This is a genomic window from Kosakonia sp. R1.Fl, from assembly GCF_023516815.1.
In the GTDB taxonomy this organism is placed as follows: domain Bacteria; phylum Pseudomonadota; class Gammaproteobacteria; order Enterobacterales; family Enterobacteriaceae; genus Kosakonia.
In genome coordinates this window covers 4,252,305-4,270,635 of record NZ_JAMGSQ010000001.1, presented here as the reverse complement: position 1 = coordinate 4,270,635, position 18,331 = coordinate 4,252,305, and the positions used below count along the sequence as shown (strand labels likewise).

18 protein-coding genes are annotated in these 18,331 nt (G+C 54.5%); 10 read left to right on the top strand and 8 right to left on the bottom strand.

Annotated features, from left to right (window positions below; all coding sequences use genetic code 11):
• Window positions 1-24 precede the first annotated feature (24 nt).
• The 7 genes from astC (at window position 25) to ves (ending at window position 7,726) form a co-directional block, all read left to right on the top strand.
• Window positions 25-1,245, top strand: coding sequence for a succinylornithine/acetylornithine transaminase (gene astC / locus M8Q36_RS20135; protein ID WP_249882120.1), 1,221 nt, complete (start codon window positions 25-27; stop codon window positions 1,243-1,245).
• Entirely contained in the window at window positions 1,242-2,291 is a 1,050-nt protein-coding gene (gene astA / locus M8Q36_RS20130) for an arginine N-succinyltransferase (protein ID WP_020454009.1), read from the top strand. Before astC ends, astA begins: the two co-directional genes overlap by 4 nt.
• Complete coding sequence (gene astD, locus M8Q36_RS20125) at window positions 2,288-3,766, top strand: succinylglutamate-semialdehyde dehydrogenase (RefSeq protein ID WP_249882119.1); 1,479 nt, start codon at window positions 2,288-2,290, stop codon at window positions 3,764-3,766. The genes astA and astD overlap by 4 nt, the downstream gene beginning before the upstream one ends.
• Window positions 3,763-5,088, top strand: a complete 1,326-nt coding sequence (gene astB, locus M8Q36_RS20120; protein WP_249882118.1) for an N-succinylarginine dihydrolase — start codon at window positions 3,763-3,765, stop codon at window positions 5,086-5,088. The genes astD and astB overlap by 4 nt, the downstream gene beginning before the upstream one ends.
• Before the next feature lie 11 nt (window positions 5,089-5,099).
• The gene (gene astE / locus M8Q36_RS20115) at window positions 5,100-6,065 is read left to right on the top strand and encodes a succinylglutamate desuccinylase (protein ID WP_249882117.1); all 966 of its coding nucleotides are present in this window, start codon (window positions 5,100-5,102) and stop codon (window positions 6,063-6,065) included.
• A 314-nt stretch (window positions 6,066-6,379) separates the two neighbouring features.
• Complete coding sequence (spy, locus tag M8Q36_RS20110; protein WP_249882115.1) at window positions 6,380-6,859, top strand: ATP-independent periplasmic protein-refolding chaperone Spy; 480 nt, start codon at window positions 6,380-6,382, stop codon at window positions 6,857-6,859.
• Window positions 6,860-7,168: 309 nt separating this feature from the next.
• A complete protein-coding gene (ves, locus tag M8Q36_RS20105; protein ID WP_249882822.1) occupies window positions 7,169-7,726 on the top strand; it encodes an environmental stress-induced protein Ves in 558 nt (185 codons plus the stop codon).
• Here the strand turns inward: ves and cho are convergent.
• Window positions 7,723-8,586 carry an excinuclease Cho gene (cho, locus tag M8Q36_RS20100; protein ID WP_249882114.1) on the bottom strand — a complete coding sequence of 288 codons (864 nt, stop codon included), beginning with the start codon at window positions 8,584-8,586 and terminating at the stop codon, window positions 7,723-7,725. The genes ves and cho overlap by 4 nt on opposite strands.
• Before the next feature lie 82 nt (window positions 8,587-8,668).
• Window positions 8,669-9,499, bottom strand: coding sequence for an NAD(+) synthase (nadE, locus tag M8Q36_RS20095; protein ID WP_020454002.1), 831 nt, complete (start codon window positions 9,497-9,499; stop codon window positions 8,669-8,671).
• Between the two features lie 253 nt (window positions 9,500-9,752).
• Here nadE and osmE point away from each other — a divergent pair, with 253 nt between their 5' ends.
• Window positions 9,753-10,091, top strand: coding sequence for an osmotically-inducible lipoprotein OsmE (gene osmE / locus M8Q36_RS20090; RefSeq protein WP_017456537.1), 339 nt, complete (start codon window positions 9,753-9,755; stop codon window positions 10,089-10,091).
• A gap of 68 nt (window positions 10,092-10,159) precedes the next feature.
• Here osmE and katE read toward each other — a convergent pair whose 3' ends face one another.
• Window positions 10,160-12,415, bottom strand: coding sequence for a catalase HPII (gene katE, locus M8Q36_RS20085; protein ID WP_249882113.1), 2,256 nt, complete (start codon window positions 12,413-12,415; stop codon window positions 10,160-10,162).
• Window positions 12,416-12,630: 215 nt separating this feature from the next.
• On the opposite strand from katE, the gene cedA reads away from it, so the two are divergent.
• The gene (gene cedA / locus M8Q36_RS20080; RefSeq protein WP_017456539.1) at window positions 12,631-12,873 is read left to right on the top strand and encodes a cell division activator CedA; all 243 of its coding nucleotides are present in this window, start codon (window positions 12,631-12,633) and stop codon (window positions 12,871-12,873) included.
• A gap of 84 nt (window positions 12,874-12,957) precedes the next feature.
• Here cedA and M8Q36_RS20075 read toward each other — a convergent pair whose 3' ends face one another.
• The 4 genes from M8Q36_RS20075 to hxpB form a co-directional block, all read right to left on the bottom strand.
• Window positions 12,958-14,349, bottom strand: coding sequence for an L-cystine transporter (locus tag M8Q36_RS20075; RefSeq protein ID WP_249882112.1), 1,392 nt, complete (start codon window positions 14,347-14,349; stop codon window positions 12,958-12,960).
• Between the two features lie 130 nt (window positions 14,350-14,479).
• On the bottom strand, window positions 14,480-15,070 hold the full coding sequence (locus M8Q36_RS20070) for a metal-dependent hydrolase (protein ID WP_249882111.1): 591 nt from the start codon (window positions 15,068-15,070) through the stop codon (window positions 14,480-14,482).
• 97 nt (window positions 15,071-15,167) lie between these two features.
• Window positions 15,168-15,929 carry a 2-dehydro-3-deoxy-D-gluconate 5-dehydrogenase KduD gene (kduD, locus tag M8Q36_RS20065; RefSeq protein ID WP_249882110.1) on the bottom strand — a complete coding sequence of 254 codons (762 nt, stop codon included), beginning with the start codon at window positions 15,927-15,929 and terminating at the stop codon, window positions 15,168-15,170.
• A gap of 146 nt (window positions 15,930-16,075) precedes the next feature.
• The gene (gene hxpB / locus M8Q36_RS20060) at window positions 16,076-16,744 is read right to left on the bottom strand and encodes a hexitol phosphatase HxpB (RefSeq protein ID WP_017456543.1); all 669 of its coding nucleotides are present in this window, start codon (window positions 16,742-16,744) and stop codon (window positions 16,076-16,078) included.
• Window positions 16,745-16,888: 144 nt separating this feature from the next.
• On the opposite strand from hxpB, the gene M8Q36_RS20055 reads away from it, so the two are divergent.
• Window positions 16,889-17,425, top strand: coding sequence for a YniB family protein (locus M8Q36_RS20055; RefSeq protein ID WP_017456544.1), 537 nt, complete (start codon window positions 16,889-16,891; stop codon window positions 17,423-17,425).
• A gap of 44 nt (window positions 17,426-17,469) precedes the next feature.
• Here the strand turns inward: M8Q36_RS20055 and M8Q36_RS20050 are convergent, their stop codons facing one another.
• Window positions 17,470-18,330, bottom strand: a complete 861-nt coding sequence (locus M8Q36_RS20050; protein WP_249882109.1) for a fructosamine kinase family protein — start codon at window positions 18,328-18,330, stop codon at window positions 17,470-17,472.
• Window position 18,331: the final 1 nt, after the last annotated feature.

Here is an 18,331-nt window from a genome sequence, read left to right as displayed (position 1 = left end):
ATTTATTTACCGGATGAGGTCGCTATGTCTCTGTCAATTACGCGTGAAAATTTTGATCAATGGATGTTGCCTGTCTACGCGCCTGCGCCTTTTATTCCGGTACGCGGTGACGGTTCCCGCCTGTGGGATCAGCAGGGTAAAGAATATGTCGACTTTGCCGGAGGGATTGCGGTGAACGCGCTGGGGCATGCGCATCCCGCGCTGTGTAAAGCGCTCAGCGAACAGGCGGCGAAGTTCTGGCATACCGGCAACGGCTATACCAACGAGCCGGTGCTGAAACTGGCGAAACGCCTGCTGGACGCGACCTTTGCCGATCGTGCTTTCTTCTGTAACTCCGGTGCCGAGGCAAACGAAGCGGCGCTGAAGCTGGCGCGCAAATATGCCCACGATACCTTTGGCCCGCATAAAAGCGGCATTGTCGCGTTCAAGAATGCGTTCCATGGACGCACCTTATTTACCGTTAGCGCGGGCGGGCAACCGGCATATTCGCAAGATTTTGCGCCGTTACCGCCGCAAATCCAGCATGCGCAGTTCAACGATCTGGCCTCCGCCAGCGCCTTAATTAATGACGATACCTGTGCCGTTATTGTCGAGCCGATACAGGGTGAAGGCGGCGTGGTGCCAGCCAGCCAGGCGTTTTTGCAAGGGTTGCGCGAGCTGTGTACCCGTCATAACGCGCTGCTGATTTTTGATGAGGTGCAAACCGGCGTTGGTCGTACCGGCGAGCTGTATGCCTATATGCATTACGGTGTGACGCCGGATGCGCTGACCACAGCAAAAGCGTTGGGCGGCGGTTTCCCGATTGGCGCGATGCTGACCACCGAACAGTTTGGCAAAGTGATGAATGTCGGTACTCACGGTACGACCTACGGCGGTAACCCGCTGGCCGGCGCGGTGGCAGGTGCGTTGCTCGATATCGTCAACACACGGGAAACTCTGACTGGCGTGAAGCAGCGCCATCAATGGTTTACGGAGCAGCTTGCGGCGATCAATGACCGTTATCACCTGTTCAGTGAAATCCGTGGTTTAGGGTTGCTGATCGGTTGCCAACTGGTTCCCGAATATGCTGGAAAAGCAAAACAACTTTCGCAACTTGCGGCGGCAGAAGGCGCAATGGTGCTGATTGCCGGTGGCAATGTGCTGCGTTTCGCTCCGGCGTTGAATATCAGCGAAGAAGAGATCCGCGACGGGCTTGCGCGCGTTGGCCGCGCCTGTGAAAAATTCATTACGGAGAACGCATCATGATGGTGATCCGTCCTGTCGCCGAAGGCGATTTACCGGCGCTGATGCGGCTGGCCGGAAAAACCGGTGGCGGCCTGACGTCGTTGCCGGTTGATGAAGCAACGCTTGCTGCGCGGATTGAACGTTCGCGCCGTACCTGGCAGGGTGAGCTGCCGAAGGGTGAGCAAGGGTATGTTTTTGTGCTGGAAGAGACGCAAAGCGGCGAGGTGGCGGGCATTTGCGCCATTGAGGTCGCGGTGGGTCTGAACGATCCCTGGTATAACTACCGGGTCGGGACCCAGGTGCATGCCTCGAAAGAGTTGAATGTCTATAACGCGCTGCCAACGCTGTTTCTCAGTAACGATCACACCGGCAGTAGCGAACTTTGCACACTGTTTCTCGATCCCGCCTGGCGTAAAGAGGGCAACGGTTATCTGTTGTCGAAATCCCGCTTTCTGTTTATGGCGGCATTCCGCGAGCGCTTCAATGAAAAAGTAGTGGCCGAGATGCGCGGCGTGATTGACGAGCACGGTTATTCGCCATTCTGGGAGAGCCTGGGCAAACGTTTCTTTTCGATGGAATTCAGCCGGGCGGATTACCTGTGCGGCACCGGGCAAAAAGCCTTTATCGCGGAGCTTATGCCAAAGCACCCTATTTATACCCACTTTCTTTCACAAGAGGCGCAAGCGGTGATTGGCGAGGTGCATCCACAGACGGCACCGGCCCGTGCGGTGCTGGAAAAAGAGGGCTTTCGCTACCGTAACTATGTCGACATTTTTGATGGCGGGCCGACGCTCGAATGCGATGTTGACCGGGTGCGGGCGATTCGCAAAAGCCGCCTGGTGACGGCAGGCGAAGGCCAGCGCGCACCGGGTGAATGGCCCGCGTGTATGGTCTCCAATGAGCAGTACCAGCAATTCCGCGCCATGCTTATTTACGCGGATCCAAACACCGAGCGTTTGCTATTAACGGCAGCCGAACTGGATGCGCTGAAGTGTCAGCCGGGGGATACCGTGCGGCTGGTGCGCCTGTGTGCCGAAGAGAAAAGTGGCGAGGAGAAAACAAAATGAGTTTATGGATTAAGGGTGACTGGGTAACAGGCCAGGGCGAACGCCGCGTCAAAACCAACCCGGTAAGCCACGAAGCGTTGTGGCACGGCTTTGATGCCGATAGCGAGCAAGTGGCGCTGGCGTATCAGGCCGCGCGCGACGCTTTCCCGCAGTGGGCGCGGCAGACTTTTACTGAGCGCCAGGCGATTGTCGAGAAATTCGCGGCGCTGCTGGAGACCAACAAAGCGGCGCTGGCCGAAATCATTGCCCGCGAAACCGGTAAGCCGCGCTGGGAAGCGGCGACCGAAGTGACGGCGATGATCAACAAAGCCTCAATATCGGTAAAGGCGTACCACGTGCGTACCGGGGAACAACACACGGAGATGGCGGATGGTGCCGCAACACTGCGCCATCGCCCACATGGCGTGCTGGCTGTTTTCGGGCCGTACAACTTCCCCGGTCATCTGCCGAATGGGCATATTATCCCGGCGTTGCTCGCGGGAAATACACTGATCTTTAAACCCAGCGAACTCACTCCGTGGACCGGCGAAGCGGTGGTCAAACTCTGGGAGCAAGCGGGTTTGCCCGCAGGCGTGCTGAACCTGGTGCAGGGCGGGCGTGAGACCGGCCAGGCGCTGAGCGCACTGCCGGGGCTGGACGGATTGTTATTTACCGGCAGCGCCAATACGGGTTATCAACTTCACCGTCAGCTTGCCGGGCAGCCAGAAAAAATTCTCGCGCTGGAGATGGGGGGGAATAACCCGCTAATTGTTGAAGATCTTGACGATACCGATGCCGCCGTCCATCTGGCGATCCAGTCAGCATTTATTACCGCCGGGCAGCGTTGCACCTGCGCACGCCGCTTACTGGTTAAGCGTTCTAAAGCGGGCGATGACTTTCTGGCGCGGCTGGTGGAAGTGAGCGCGCGGCTGCAACCGCAGGCCTGGGATGCGGAACCCGCGCCGTTTTTCGGTGGCCTGATTTCACCCCAGGCGGCGCAGCAGGTTTACCACGCCTGGCAGGCGCACGAAGCTCGCGGCGGTAAAACTTTGCTGGCACCGCGCCTGTTAGCGGAAGGAACCTCGCTGCTGACGCCGGGGATTATCGAGATGACGGACGTGGCGGGAGTGCCGGACGAAGAAGTTTTTGGCCCGCTGCTTTGTGTCTGGCGCTATGACGATTTTGATCAGGCAATCCGTATGGCGAACGACACGCGCTACGGGCTGGCCTGCGGGTTGATTTCCCCGGATCGGCAAAAATTTGATCAACTGCTGCTGGAAGCGCGCGCCGGGATCGTCAACTGGAATAAACCGTTGACCGGTGCGGCCAGTACCGCGCCGTTTGGCGGCGTGGGTGCCTCGGGTAACCATCGCGCCAGCGCGTGGTACGCAGCGGATTACTGCGCCTGGCCGATGGCGAGTCTTGAATCTCCCGCGTTGATGTTGCCACAGACGCTCAGCCCGGGACTGGATTTCTCTCGCGAGGCGCAGCCATGAAAGCACGTGAGGTTAACTTCGATGGCCTGGTTGGGCTAACGCACCATTACGCCGGATTATCTTTTGGTAATGAAGCCTCGACCAAACACCGTTTTCAGGTTTCTAACCCGAAACTGGCGGCAAAGCAGGGGCTACTGAAAATGAAAGCGCTCGCCGACGCGGGTTTCCCGCAGGCGGTGATCCCGCCGCAGGAGCGCCCTAATATCGCGGTCTTGCGGCAGCTTGGTTTCACCGGCAGCGATGAGCAGGTAGTGGAAAAAGCTGCCGCACAAGCGCCGCAGATCCTCTCCGCTGCTAGCTCGGCATCGTCGATGTGGGTCGCAAACGCGGCTACCGTCTGCCCGTCGGCGGATGCGCTGGATGGCAAAGTGCATCTCACGGTTGCCAATCTGAATAATAAATTCCACCGCGCGATGGAAGCCCCGACCACAGAAGCGGTGCTACGCGCCATCTTCCGCGATGAAACGGTGTTTGCTGTCCACCCGGCGCTGCCGCAGGTTGCCATGTTTGGCGATGAAGGTGCGGCGAACCATAACCGCTTTGGCGGTGCTTACGGCGAAGCGGGTGTGCAACTCTTCGTTTATGGCCGTGAGTACGCAAGCCTGGATGCCCCGGCGCGCTATCCGGCGCGCCAGACGCGCGAAGCCAGTGAGGCGGTGGCGCGTATCAATCAGGTGCGCGCGGAGCAGGTGGTTTTCGCCCGGCAAAACCCGGACGTTATCGACCTGGGCGTGTTTCATAACGATGTGATTGCCGTTTCGAACCGACAAGTCCTTTTTTGTCACGAACTGGCTTTTGCCGACCAGGCTAGTGTGCTGGCCGAGCTACACTCTAAGGTACCGGGATTTATGGCGATTGAAGTTCCGCAGCAGGCTGTTTCTGTTAGTGATGCGGTGGCAACGTATCTGTTTAACAGCCAACTGCTGAGTCGTGATGATGGCAGCATGTTGCTGGTATTGCCGCAGGAGTCGCAGGAACATGCCGGTGTGTGGCGCTATCTGAACACGCTGCTGGCGCAGGATAACCCGATCAGTGAGCTTAACGTGTTTGATCTGCGCGAAAGTATGGCGAATGGCGGTGGTCCGGCGTGCCTGCGCTTGCGTGTGGTGCTTACCGAGGCGGAGCAGCAGGCCGTTAACCCGGCGGTAATGATGAATGACAGTTTGTTTGCCACCCTCAATGACTGGGTGGATCGGTACTATCGCGATCGGCTGACGCAAGCGGATTTAGCCGATCCGCAGCTTTTACGCGAGGGGCGGGAAGCGCTGGACCGATTAACGCAGTTGTTGAATCTGGGATCGGTGTATCCCTTCCAGCGTTAACCGGAGGCCGTATGGATAACTTTCTTGCTGCAACGCTTGCGGGCGATATCCCGCGAAAAATGTCAGGGGAGTCGGGCGGTATTCACTGGTTGTGGCACGAACAAGGGATTCTGGAACTGATCCCGAGACAATCCGTCGGGCGATCGCTGGTCATCTCGTGTGCTATCCACGGTAATGAAACCGCGCCGGTGGAGATGCTGGAGCTGTTGCTTAAAAATGTCTTTGCGGGCGAACAGCCACTCACCTGGCGGCTGCTGGTGATCCTTGGAAATCCGCAGGCGCTGGCGCAAAACAAGCGATTTGTGCATAACGATCTCAACCGGATGTTTGGTGGCCGCTGGCAGCAGTTGCCGCCCAACGATGAAACGGTGCGCGCCGCCCAGCTTGAACGAGCGGTGACGCATTTCTTTGCGGCGGGCGATGAGGTGCGCTGGCATCTGGATTTACATACCGCGATCCGCGGTTCGCATCATGTGCGCTTTGGCGTGCTGCCACAGCGAGCAGAGCCCTGGGATGAACCGTTTCTGGAATGGCTGGGTGACGCAGGGCTGGAGGCGCTGGTATTTCATCAGGCGCCAGGCGGTACGTTTACGCACTACAGCTGCGAGCATTTTAACGCGCTGGCTTGCACACTGGAGCTTGGCAAAGCGTTGCCGTTTGGTGAAAACGATTTAAGCCAATTCCAGCGTACGGCCTGGGCGCTGGCGGCGTTACTGGCGGGCGAACCCGCACCGGATACGGAAAACACGCCGCTGCGCTATCGGGTAGTGCAGCAACTGACCCGCCACAGTGAAGAATTTAAACTCTTCATGAGTGCGGATACACTCAATTTTACGGCCTTCAGTGCGGGTACTTTGCTGGCAGAAGATCGCGGCGAGCGGTATGTGGTGCAACATGAACAGGAGTATGTTTTGTTTCCGAATCCGAATGTTGCCATTGGCTTACGTGCCGGACTAATGCTCGAGAAAATTAATTAAACAGCCAGCCCTGTTAACGCAGGGCTTATTTTTATTGTTTTCTTAAATAAATTGCAGAATTATCCTGTTGAAGCGCTTTATTAATAAATCACGTTGATTTAAAATTCTCCATAATTCCTTTTTAATCAGTGTGTTGAATATTTAATTTTCGACTCTCCACGGTTTATCCTTATTTCCTTCACATTTGACGTAAAAAGGGTCTTTACACTTTCATTGTTTTACCGTCGCTCTGATTAATTGACGATAAAGCCAGTAAAGTGAATAGCGTCAACACGGCAACCGCCGTAAGTAAAACCGAAGTAAGGAATAAAATTATGCGTAAATTGACTGCTCTGTTTGTTGCCTCTACCCTGGCTTTTGGCGCTGCAGGTCTGGCTCATGCTGCGGATACCGCCGCCGCACCCGACGACGCGAAACCTATGATGCACCACAAAGGTAAAGGCCCGCATGACATGATGTTCAAAGGTCTGAATCTGACTGATGCGCAGAAACAGCAAGTCCTCGACATCATGAAAAGCCAGCGCGAAGAGATGAAACGCCCGCCGGTTGAAGAGATGCGCGCAATGCATGACATCATTACCAGCGACAGCTTTGACCGCGCGAAAGCCGAAGCGCAAATCACCAAAATGGAACAGCAGCATAAAGAAATCATGCTGAAACATATGGAGACGCAGAACAAGATTTACAACATTCTGACCCCGGAACAGAAAAAGCAGTTCAATGCCAATTTTGAGAAGCGTCTGACAGAACATCCGGCGCCGGAAGGTAAAATGCCTCCTGCACCTGCTGAATAATTCAGCGACCCTCCTTAAGACCGCCGGTTTTGCTCATCGCTTGTTTTACGTGATGGGCAGAACCGGCGGTTTTTTCTTGTTTCCCTCTTGCCAGCCGCCACTGGCGCGGTATTCTCGTTAAGCCTCGTTTTTGTGGTGATGTTACTTATCTGAAATTGATGATTTTTTACATGTCTGATTGCGTAGTAGCCTAAGGCAAATCGTGTCGGCTGCCGATAACTCACACATGGCAAAGTAAACAATAACAATGATGCAGGCTGCCCGAAGAGGCAGCGGCGCTGGTAAAGCCCGCGCCATTCAGGAGTGATGATGGAATTCTTTGATATCCGTAAAATGCCGGTCAATCTCTGGCGTAATGGGGCGGGTGAAACCCGGGAAATTTGCTGTTTTCCGCCCGCAACGCGTGATTTTAACTGGCGAGCCAGTATCGCTTCGCTTGCCAGCAACGGTGATTTTCCGCAATTTCCTGGCGTGGATCGGGTAATAACCCTGATTGAAGGTGGCGAAGTGACGCTGAATGGCGGAGGCGCTTTCAGCCACACGCTTAAACACCACCAGCCCTTTACTTTTGCCGGTGAGCAGCCGGTCAGGGCTGAACTTTCAGACGGGCGCATGTCGCTGGATTTTAACGTGATGACGCGCCGCGATCGCTGCCATGCGAAAGTCCGTATCGCCGATCGCACCTTTACCACTATTGGTACACGCGGCGGCGTTATTTTCGTTCTGAGCGGGGCGTGGCAATTGGGCGATAAATTGTTGACCGCCGATCAGGGTGCCTACTGGCAGGAAGGGCGGCAAACTCTGCGGTTGCTAAAGTCTGAAGGGCAGTTACTGTTCAGTGAAATCACCTGGCTACCCGGCCATTAATCTAGTTCAATGATTTCGTACTCCCCGGAAAGCAGCGGCTTGCAGAGAATTTTGTAGCCGTCATGATCGAAACCCGCCGGCAAACGCAGTAGTTGCGCGGCAGCGGCGGGCTCATCAACTGAACCCAACCATAGCCAGTTATGAATGATGTGATACTGCGTCATTCCCGCTGCGCTCTCTTTCAGCCCGATTGGGCCGCGCCATGGCCAGCAGACCAGTTGCAGGCGTGCCATCGCAGCAGCTAAGCGTTCATCATGTGCTTCACGCGTCTCTTTGCCGCAACATGCCCCGGCACAGCGCTGTAATGCTGATCGAAAACAAGCCCGGCCGCGACTTAGCGATTCCAGACCCAGCAGCCCGTAGCACAGATTTTCGTCATCAGCGATCGACTGCAGCGCTTGCAATGCGGCGCGACGGTTGGCAAACAGGCCATACAGATTGGGAGAGGAGGAGAAATCCACCTCTTTGGCATACACCACCTGCGGTTTTTCACCGCTCAGGCGAAGTGAGCAGAGCTGGCGATTACGGCGCAGACGCTTATTAAATAGCGGCTGTTGTTCTTTAATCAGCCGCGCTTCGAGCAACAGCGCGCCAATCTCCCCGGCGGTGCAAATCCAGGTAATACGCCGCGACTGACGCAGCATCGCTGCTTCATCGGGCGTGCGCAGGTGCGACAGCACACGACTGCGGATATTGACGCTTTTACCGATATAAAGCGGCATCGCCTCGCTTTCGCCGTGAAAAATATAGACGCCGGGCTGTTTGGGCATTGCTTCCAGCCACGGACGAAGATGTTCCGGATATTCATAGATTGCCGCCGCTTCGAATTCAAGACGCGGGGCGGATTGACGCCTGACCACAAAAGACTCCTGATACTGTTTACCTATCCAGTATAGCAGCCAATAAGTGCCTAAAAAAGAGGCGGCTTGCGCCGCCTGTGGGTTATTTCTGTTTCCAGAAATCGTCGAATACGGTAATAGGCGGGCGGCGCTTGTGCTCTGTTTTCACATACCAGCCTTCAATGATTTTCGCGATACTGGCGTCCAGCGTTTTCCCTTCAAGATAATCATCGATATTTTCGTAAGTTACGCCCAGTGCGGCTTCATCGGGCAGTGAAGGGCGATCGTCCTCCAGGTCGGCCGTTGGCGCTTTTTTATAAAGATGTTCCGGGCAGCCCAGGTAAGCCAGCAACTGTTTACCCTGGCGTTTGTTCAGACGGAAAAGCGGATTGATGTCGGTGCCGCCATCGCCATATTTGGTGAAGAAGCCGGTCACTGCTTCGGCGGCATGGTCGGTGCCAACCACCACGCCTTTCGTCATGCCCGCAATGCTGTATTGCGCTTTCATACGTTCGCGCGCTTTTTCATTGCCGCGCACGAAATCGCTCAGTTCGATGCCTGTGTCACGCAGCGCTTGCTCGCTTGCCAGCACCGAGGCTTTGATATTGACGGTCAGAACGCGATCCGGCTGAATAAACGCGATGGCATCCTGGCAATCCTGTTCATCCGCTTGCTTACCGTAAGGCAGACGGACGGCGATAAATTGATAGGCTTGATTGCCCGTTTCCTGGCGCAATTCGCTGATTGCCATCTGGCTGATTTTTCCGGCCAGCGTGGAATCCTGACCGCCGCTAATGCCCAGCACCAGCGTTTGCAAAAAAGGATAGGTTTTCAGATAGGTTTTCAGGAAATCCACGCTGCGGCGAACTTCCTCTTCGGCATTGACTGTGGGCTTCACGCCTAGCGCCTGAATAATCTCTTGTTGCAGAGTCATTTACCCCTCCGTTGTGTTGTCCTGCTTTGCAGGGTGCAAATAGATAATAGGGCCAAATTAACCCTTTGGCGGTAAAACGACAAGGATCACAGATTTGAGTGCCGCAATTTACGGCGTTTTAGCAGCTTATCTCACTTTTATTAGATTTCTCCGAAAGTTATGCCAATGCCGTCTGTTAGTTGAAAAATGCAATTTTATATTCCAGGCTTAGATAACACGCTGATACACAAGCGGATACAAAAGAGGATGGAATATGAATAAGAACATCGCAGGAATTCTGGGCGCAGCTGCAGTGCTGACTATGCTGGCGGGTTGTACGGCTTACGATCGCGCAAAAGATCAGGTTTCTCAGCCGGTGGTGAAAGATGTGAAAAAAGGCATGAGCCGCCAGCAGGTTATGCAGGTTGCTGGCCGTCCTTCTTCTGAAGTTACGATGATCCACGCGCGTGGCACTTGCCAGACCTATATTCTGGGTCAACGTGACGGCAAAACTGAAACCTATTTCGTTGCACTGGATGAAACTGGTCATGTCATGAACTCCGGCTACCAGACCTGCGCCGAGTATGATACCGACCCGCAAGCTAAGCAGTAATTTCGGTTTTTAGCCTGAGCAAATAAAAAACCGGCCAGTTGGCCGGTTTTTTATGGCTGCAATAACGCTTACGCCGGGATGCTATCGATTTTGCTGATGCGCGACCAGACGCGGTGCGCCGCAAGATGCGTCAGAAAATCATCGATAAAATTCGCCGTGGCGTTATCCGCCTCGACAATACCATCCTCTCCCTGATCATCCACATTCAATAAGCGTTTAAACTGCCGCGCATCACCCGCAAGCGCGATAGTTTTCAGGTGCTTATAGGCTTCCAGCAGATAATATTTCGCGTCGCCATTCTGCAGGATATCGCTGATATCGCCGCCGGGAACAATGACGCCATCTACCGTCAGCGACGGCGATCCGGCGAAGGTAGCGGCAATCGGTAATTTGGATCCATCATCCGCGGTCACTTGCCCCATTCGTGCATAGAGCAATTTGCTATGAACGCCTTTGGCTTTCAGCCCCTGCAATACGTTGAGTACATCCGCTGCGCTGACCTTATCATGCAGTAAAACTGCCACCACCCGGCCTTTCACGTTGCCATCCGGGACGGCATAAAGACTCAGCGAAGGATCTTTTTTCAATCCATTCACTTCCGGCGGCGGGGCGATAGTTAACTGATCGTCGCTCAAGGTAATACCGAGATTTTCCGCCACACCTTGCGCCAGATGAACGTCAATGTGCGCCAGGTGATCCACCACACGTTCGCGAATATACGCGCGCACCACTTTGCTCAACTCGAAGCTGAAAGCGTCAATAATATGGCGCTGTTCAAATGGTGTCTGGCTTAACCAGAACAGGCGGGGATGGGCGTAATATTCACCAAATGAGGGGCTGCGTTCACGGATTTTTTCCCCTTCGACGCGCTCCTGGTAAGTCTCGAAACCGCCACGTTTTGGACCAGGCGGTGTTTCTCGCGGCCAGTTATCATTGATGGAGTTCGGCTCATAGTTAGCGGGATTGGTGTCAATCTCCATGCGGTGCATGCCGTCGCGCTGCAAGTTATGGTACGGGCAAGTTGGACGGTTGATGGGGATTTCATGGAAGTTCGGCCCGCCGAGTCGGCTGATTTGCGTATCGGTATAGGAGAACAAACGCCCTTGCAGCAGTGGGTCGTTGGTAAAATCCAGACCGGGAACGATGTGTCCTGGATGGAACGCGGCCTGCTCGTTTTCGGCAAAGAAGTTATCCGGGTTACGGTTTAACACCATTTTACCGACGCGCTGCACCGGAACCAGCTCTTCGGGAATAAGCTTGGTCGGGTCCAGCAGGTCGAAATCAAATTTGAATTCGTCCTCTTCCGGGATCAGCTGTAAACCCAGTTCATATTCCGGGTAATCGCCAGCCTCAATGGCTTCCCACAACTCGCGGCGGTGGAAGTCCGGATCGCGCCCGGTCAGTTTTTGCGATTCGTCCCACACCAGCGATGCCTTTCCTGCCAGTGGTTTCCAGTGGAAGCGAACAAACGTGGCTTTGCCTTCGGCGTTGATCAAGCGAAAGGTGTGGATGCCAAAACCTTCCATCGTGCGATAGCTGCGCGGAATGCCGCGATCGGACATCGCCCACATCACGTTGTGCAAGGTTTCCGGTTGCAACGAAACATAGTCCCAGAAGGTGTCGTGCGCGCTTTGACCTTGCGGGATCGCCCAGTGCGGCTCTGGTTTTACCGCGTGGACAAAATCGGGGAATTTGTGCGCATCCTGGATGAAGAAAACCGGCGTATTGTTGCCAACCAGGTCAAAAATGCCTTCTTCGGTATAGAACTTGGTGGCAAATCCACGGATGTCACGCACAGTGTCCGCTGAACCCGCGCCGCCCTGCACGGTAGAAAAACGGACAAATACCGGGGTGATTTTCTCCGCATCTGAGAGAAAATCCGCTTTGGTAATATCACTCAGGCTACGATAAGGCTGAAAGTAGCCATGTGCCGCCGACCCGCGCGCATGCACGATACGTTCAGGGATGCGTTCATGGTCGAAATGGGTGATTTTCTCCCGCAGGATAAAGTCTTCCAGCAGCGTTGGGCCGCGTTTTCCCGCGCGCAGGGAGTTTTGGTCATCGGCGATGCGCACGCCCTGGTTAGTGGTAAGGGGATAATTTTCGCCGCCCTTGCGGTAAGGCTCCAGTGCGTTCAGTTTGTCATTCGACGTGTCCGGCGCTTTCATGCTACCCGGCGCGGTCGGTTGCTCGCCAGGTGCTGTGGGGCGCGGGGAAGGGCGGTGCGAATTGTCCTCAGGGGCCAGGGAGTCCAGCCCTGGGCGGGATTCGTTATCGTCATGAACCGGGGCATGATGATGAGGGTCTTTCTCGTTGTGCGACATTGAACTCGTCTCCTGTTTTCATTGCTGAAAAATGGTCGATGTTTCCTTAAAACCCTTCTAACTATAGAACAACGTGCTGCGTTAACCTGGTTAATCAGGAGGCGGCAAGGAAGTGAAAAATCAGAGAAAGTGGAGCCAGGCGCGACGTACAGGCTCACAATCGGCTATGATAGGTCTTTAATGTTTGAAGAATTTGTCTGTAGAACGCATCGCTTATGAAATCTTATCGTCAACAAAACCGAGCCATTATCAGCTATGTCCCGCGTGTCGAACCGGCTCCCCCCGATCACGCCTCAAAAGTGGATGGCTATCGTGATGTCTGGTTGCTGCGTGGCAAATATGTGGCGTTTGTGTTGATGGGGGAAAAGTTTCGCCGCTCGCCGATCTTTAGTGTCCCGGAAGCCGCGCAGCGCTGGGCGCTGCAAATGCGCCAGGAAGGCGAGATAGAAGAAGAATAAAAAAACCGCCTGACATTGCAGGCGGCTTTCTTGTCAATCAATGCCCCTTTAAGAAAGTGGCATTGTTTATTCCCTACCGGGTGATTAACGGTGCGCCAGCTCGGCGTCCTCTTCACTGTCCAGCACGGCTTTATCGGTCTGTTTCAGCCACTGGCTGGTCAGCGTACCGGCGGTCATGGAACCACTGACATTCAGGGCGGTACGGCCCATATCGATAAGCGGTTCAACAGAGATAAGCAGCGCCACCAGCGTTACCGGCAGGCCCATCGCAGGCAGCACGATAAGCGCGGCAAAAGTCGCACCGCCGCCAACACCCGCTACGCCTGCGGAACTCACGGTGACAATCCCTACCAGAGTGGCAATCCACAGAGGATCCAGCGGGTTGATACCAACGGTCGGGGCTACCATCACTGCCAGCATCGCCGGGTAAAGCCCCGCACAGCCGTTCTGCCCAATGGTTGCACCAAAAGAGGCGGAGAAGCTGGCGATGGATTCCGGTACGCCCAGACGACGCGTTTGCGCTTCCACGTTTAGCGGAATGGATGCCGCGCTGGAGCGGCTGGTGAAGGCAAATGTCAGTACCGGCCATACTTTACGGAAGAATTTCAGCGGGCTAACGCCGTTCACGCCAAGCAGCAGACCGTGCACTACAAACATAATGCCCAGGCCAAGGTAAGAGGCGATAACGAAGCTGCCCAGCTTGATGATGTCCTGAATGTTAGAACCGGCGACAACTTTGGTCATCAGCGCCAGCACGCCATACGGTGTCAGTTGCATCACAAGGCGTACCAGTTTCATCACCCAACTTTGCAGCGTATCAATAGCGGTCAGTACACGCTGGCCTTTCGGCGCATCATCCTTCAGCAGTTTCAGTGCCGCAACGCCAAGGAAAGCAGCGAAGATAACGATGCTGATAATTGATGTTGGGTTTGCGCCGGTCAGGTCGGCAAACGGGTTTTTCGGTACGAAAGAGAGCAGCAACTGCGGCACGGTGAGATCGGCCACTTTGCCGACATAGTTGCTCTGAATGGCGTTCAAACGCGCAGTTTCTGCCGTACCCTGCACCAGACCTTCTGCCGTCAAACCGAACAGATTGGTCACCAGTACACCCACCAGCGCAGCGATAAGCGTGGTGAACAACAGTGTACCGATGGTCAGAAAACTGATTTTGCCCAGTTGCGATGCGTTATGCAGGCGTGCAACGGCGCTCAAAATTGAGGCGAAAACCAGCGGCATGACAATCATTTGCAGCAACTGAACATAGCCATTGCCGACTACGTTGAACCACTGGATGGAATCTTTCAGTACCGGGTTATCAGAACCATAGATAGCCTGCAGCGCAAGGCCGAAGATCACGCCAAGGCCTAAACCGACCAGCACTTTTTTTGCCAGGCTCCACTGTTTGTGACGCGCCTGCGCCAGCAAAAACAGCAGTGCCACGAACACAACAACGTTCGCGATAAGTGGAAAATTCATCCCCGTTCTCCTGATATCATTATTCGGTCGGCCTTCTCGGCCGCTCCTGTTGCGCAAGGTTAGCAGAAGTGCTGAAACGGGCTTATATCCAAATGGAATGGGTTATATCGAAATAAGGAGAAATGACGATTTAATGCTCAGATTGCTGGTGAATAAAGCGATTAAACTGATTTTGCAGCGACGTAATCATTTGTGATGACCAGCGAACTGCACCGTTTTCGGGCAATGTTTGCGGCATCCATACCGCATAAGTAAAGAGTGCCATACATAATACGCGCTCCAGTTGATTACCTTTTTGCGGCACCAGCAGCGGCAGGCGAAAGCGCCAGCGGCAGGGCCAGAGCAGCGGTACACCCGCAGGAGTAAGCATGTCCGCCAGAATATGGCTGAGATAACCGACCACCATTCCCTGTAACGCATCGGCGGGCACTATCCAGCTTTCTGGTACTTTTAAATAAAAGAGCGTCAGTGCCAGAAAAACCGCCAGCAGGCTATGCGTAAATCCGCGATGCCCGAAAGCGCGGGCGACAGGTTTTGATATCCACTTCAGACGCTGCCCGAGAAAGGATTTGGGATGGTCGATATCCGGCAGCAGGCAGGTGAGAATAGCGGACGGGACAATATGCCACCAGTCACCTTGGGCGAGGACGGGCGTTAACTCAGCGTTTTTGGAAAACACCGCGCAAGCAATGGAAAAAAGCAGGTGTCCTTCCGCCGTCATGGTCAAACTCACTCAACTGTCGATGCATACAGTATAGGATGTTTGTACAGTAGGCGGAAGAGGTGACGGTGTAACTCTTTGTCACAATCCTGAACGTTTAACGCGCCAGCCAGCCACCATCGACGGCAAGGGTGTAACCATTAATATAATCCGCCGCTTTTGAGGCCAGAAACACCGCCGCGCCTTTCAGATCTTCTGGTTCTCCCCAGCGCCCGGCGGGAATACGGTCAAGGATCTCCTGACTGCGCTCCGCATCTTCCCGCAATTGCTGCGTGTTATTGGTCGCCATATAACCGGGTGCAATCGCGTTCACGTTAATCTGATGGGGCGCCCATTCGTTTGCCAGTAAACGTGTCAGCCCCATGACCCCGCTCTTGGACGCCGTATATGAAGGCACGCGGATACCGCCCTGGTACGAGAGCATCGAGGCGATGTTAATGATTTTCCCGCCATTACCTTGAGCGATAAATTGCCGTGCCACCGCCTGAGAGAGAAAAAAGACCGTTTTCAGGTTCAGGTTCATCACGTCATCCCAGTCTTGCTCACTGAAATCAAGGGCATCGCAGCGGCGGATCGTGCCCGCGTTATTCACCAGAATGTTGATGTACCCAAATGTCGCAACGGCTTGCTTAACCACCTCATCAAGGCCATGCTGGTGGCGAAGGTCGGCCTGAATAGCATGGAAACGGCGTCCCAACGCCTGCACGCGGGAAGCGGTTTCCTGCGGCACTTTGCGGCCAACACCGACAATATCGCAGCCCGCTTCCGCAAGCCCTAATGCCATTCCCTGACCCAGCCCGGTGTCGCACCCGGTGACGATAGCCACTTTACCCGCAAGCTTAAAGGCTTCCAGTATCATATTTACTCCGGCGTTTTAAATTGTTGTCTGGGCATCTGCGCCTGAAGATCAGGATAGAAGGCGGATAAAGAAAATACAAATAAAAATGAAATGGTGTTTCAAAAAATGAGAGGTAATGGGGTGATTTGTATCACCCCGCAGGAGAATTAACCGAGCAGATGTGCGAGCGTGAGCTGTTCGAGGCTTTCGAGTTTTACGTTAGCAAGCACGTAGCGCGGGTCAGCGCGATGTTCGGCATCCGGCACAACGATGGAACGCATCCGCGCTGCTTTGCTGGCAATCATGCCGTTAACTGAATCTTCCAGCGCCACACACGTGAGCGGGTCGACACCCAGCTTTGCCGCACAGTCCAGATAAACCTGCGGGTGCGGCTTGCTGTAGGGTAACTTTTCTGCTGAGGCGAGTGCATCGAAACTGTCGCGCAGATCGAACATGGTCAGCACTTTTTCCAGCATGTGTAGCGGCGACGCGGATGCCAGCCCAACCGCCAGTCCGCTGTTCTTACATAGCGCGATGGCTTCATGTACACCTGGCAGCAACGGGCGCTTTTCTTCAACCAGTGAGATAGCGCGCTGAATGATTCTGTCGGTGACTTCCTGACGGCTCGGACCATTCCACGGCTGCTGGGCATACCACAGTTCAACCACCATATCGATGCGCAGGCCAAGCGTATCCGGCAACTCATTGCGCCTTGAAATGTCGACGCCAAGGCTTGCTACAACGTCGAGTTCGGCGCGATCCCAGAGCGGTTCAGAGTCAATCAGTAATCCATCCATATCAAAAATGGCAGCAAGAATTTGACGCGGGGCAGACATAACACCTCTCTATTCACGGATTTTGCAAGGATAAAAGCGAAATTATGGTTAAGCATTCATCATACTGCCTTTAAAGATCAGGCGAAAATGGTTATCAGCAGGTAGACTAAGGCGCAAACAGTGCGTCACTTACAAGGGGAATCCATGACGTATCAACAAGCTGGACGCATCGCTGTACTGAAACGCGTTCTGGGTTGGGTGATTTTTATTCCAGCCGTCATTTCGACCATAATTTCTGTACTGAAGTTTATGTACGATCACAGCGAAAAACAGCCGGGCATCAATGCCGTGATGCTTGATTTCGCCCATGTGATCATTGAGATGATGCGTTTTAACACGCCATTCCTGAATCTTTTTTGGTACAACTCGCCAACGCCTGATTTCCACCAAAGTCTGAACATCATGTTCTGGATTATCTATGTACTGATCTTTGTCGGGCTGGCGCTGCAGGCGTCCGGTGCGCGCATGAGTCGCCAGGCGCGTTTTCTGCGTGAAGGCGTGGAAAATCAGATGATCCTCGAGAAAGCCAAAGGACCGGAAGGGTTAACGCGTGAGCAGATTGAAGCACGCATTGTGGTGCCACATCACACCATCTTTCTGCAAATTTTCCCGCTCTATGTATTACCGGTGATAATCATTGTTGCAGGCTATTTCTTCTTTACGCTGCTCGGTTTTCTGTAACACCTCAGACCCGGGGCGTTGCGCCCCGGGTCTGAGAACAACACTCACGCCGCCAGCACACGATCCAGCGCTTTTTGCGCATTCACCAGATGTTCGCCACCGAATAAGATTGCCCGATTAAACAAGGTGTAAAGCTGATAAAGGGGTTGGCGATCGAGGAAATCAGAGGGAAGCGGGGAGATGGACTGGTAACCGTCATAGATTTGCGGCGGCTGGTCCGGGTGTAGCGGCAGCATCGCCAGGTCACACTCACGGTCGCCCCAGTAGCAAGCCGGGTCGTAAATGTACGGACCGTTAGGCCCAAGTGCGCAGTTGGCCGACCAAAGATCGCCATGCAATAGTGAGGCTTGCGGTTGGTGAGAACTCAGCCGTTGCTGAACGTGTTCGACAATCGCATCAATGTTGCCAAACTCCAGCCCTCTTTCCGCCGCCAGCTCTAACTGCCAGCCAATGCGTTGCTCCGCAAAAAACGTTGACCAGCGGCGCTGCCAGGCGTTGGGCTGCGGCGTGGTGGAAAGATCGTTGTCAAAATCAAGGCCAAACTGCGGCTGATCGCTCCACTGGTGCAGACGCGCTAGCTGCTGACCCAGCAGGAACGCGCTGTGCGCATCAAGCGGGCGGGCAGGAAGATACTCCATAACCAGAAAACTGTAGTCGCGGTCGCTTCCCACTGCCCAAACCTCAGGGACACGCACGGTATTACTGCGTGCCAATAGGGCGAGCTGATCGGCTTCGGCCGTAAAAATGGGGAGCAGTGCGCGATCATCACACTTTACGAAGAGATCGCGCCCGGCGTAGCGTACGTGCCACGCGGCATGGATTTCGCCACCGGGCAGTTCATCGCGTTGTTCAATTTCGCCTTCACCCAGTTGTTCGCTTAACAGACCACTTATCGCTTGCCACATG

Bases quoted from the DNA above. Each gene is read 5' to 3' on its own strand.
- astC (WP_249882120.1), top strand. From the start codon at position 25: ATGTCTCTGTCAATTACGCGTGAAAATTTTGATCAATGGATGTTGCCT.
- astA (WP_020454009.1), top strand. From the start codon at position 1,242: ATGATGGTGATCCGTCCTGTCGCCGAAGGCGATTTACCGGCGCTGATG.
- astD (WP_249882119.1), top strand. From the start codon at position 2,288: ATGAGTTTATGGATTAAGGGTGACTGGGTAACAGGCCAGGGCGAACGC.
- astB (WP_249882118.1), top strand. From the start codon at position 3,763: ATGAAAGCACGTGAGGTTAACTTCGATGGCCTGGTTGGGCTAACGCAC.
- astE (WP_249882117.1), top strand. From the start codon at position 5,100: ATGGATAACTTTCTTGCTGCAACGCTTGCGGGCGATATCCCGCGAAAA.
- spy (WP_249882115.1), top strand. From the start codon at position 6,380: ATGCGTAAATTGACTGCTCTGTTTGTTGCCTCTACCCTGGCTTTTGGC.
- ves (WP_249882822.1), top strand. From the start codon at position 7,169: ATGGAATTCTTTGATATCCGTAAAATGCCGGTCAATCTCTGGCGTAAT.
- nadE (WP_020454002.1), bottom strand. From the start codon at position 9,499: ATGACTCTGCAACAAGAGATTATTCAGGCGCTAGGCGTGAAGCCCACA.
- osmE (WP_017456537.1), top strand. From the start codon at position 9,753: ATGAATAAGAACATCGCAGGAATTCTGGGCGCAGCTGCAGTGCTGACT.
- katE (WP_249882113.1), bottom strand. From the start codon at position 12,415: ATGTCGCACAACGAGAAAGACCCTCATCATCATGCCCCGGTTCATGAC.
- cedA (WP_017456539.1), top strand. From the start codon at position 12,631: ATGAAATCTTATCGTCAACAAAACCGAGCCATTATCAGCTATGTCCCG.
- M8Q36_RS20075 (WP_249882112.1), bottom strand. From the start codon at position 14,349: ATGAATTTTCCACTTATCGCGAACGTTGTTGTGTTCGTGGCACTGCTG.
- M8Q36_RS20070 (WP_249882111.1), bottom strand. From the start codon at position 15,070: ATGACGGCGGAAGGACACCTGCTTTTTTCCATTGCTTGCGCGGTGTTT.
- kduD (WP_249882110.1), bottom strand. From the start codon at position 15,929: ATGATACTGGAAGCCTTTAAGCTTGCGGGTAAAGTGGCTATCGTCACC.
- hxpB (WP_017456543.1), bottom strand. From the start codon at position 16,744: ATGTCTGCCCCGCGTCAAATTCTTGCTGCCATTTTTGATATGGATGGA.
- M8Q36_RS20055 (WP_017456544.1), top strand. From the start codon at position 16,889: ATGACGTATCAACAAGCTGGACGCATCGCTGTACTGAAACGCGTTCTG.
- M8Q36_RS20050 (WP_249882109.1), bottom strand. From the start codon at position 18,330: ATGTGGCAAGCGATAAGTGGTCTGTTAAGCGAACAACTGGGTGAAGGC.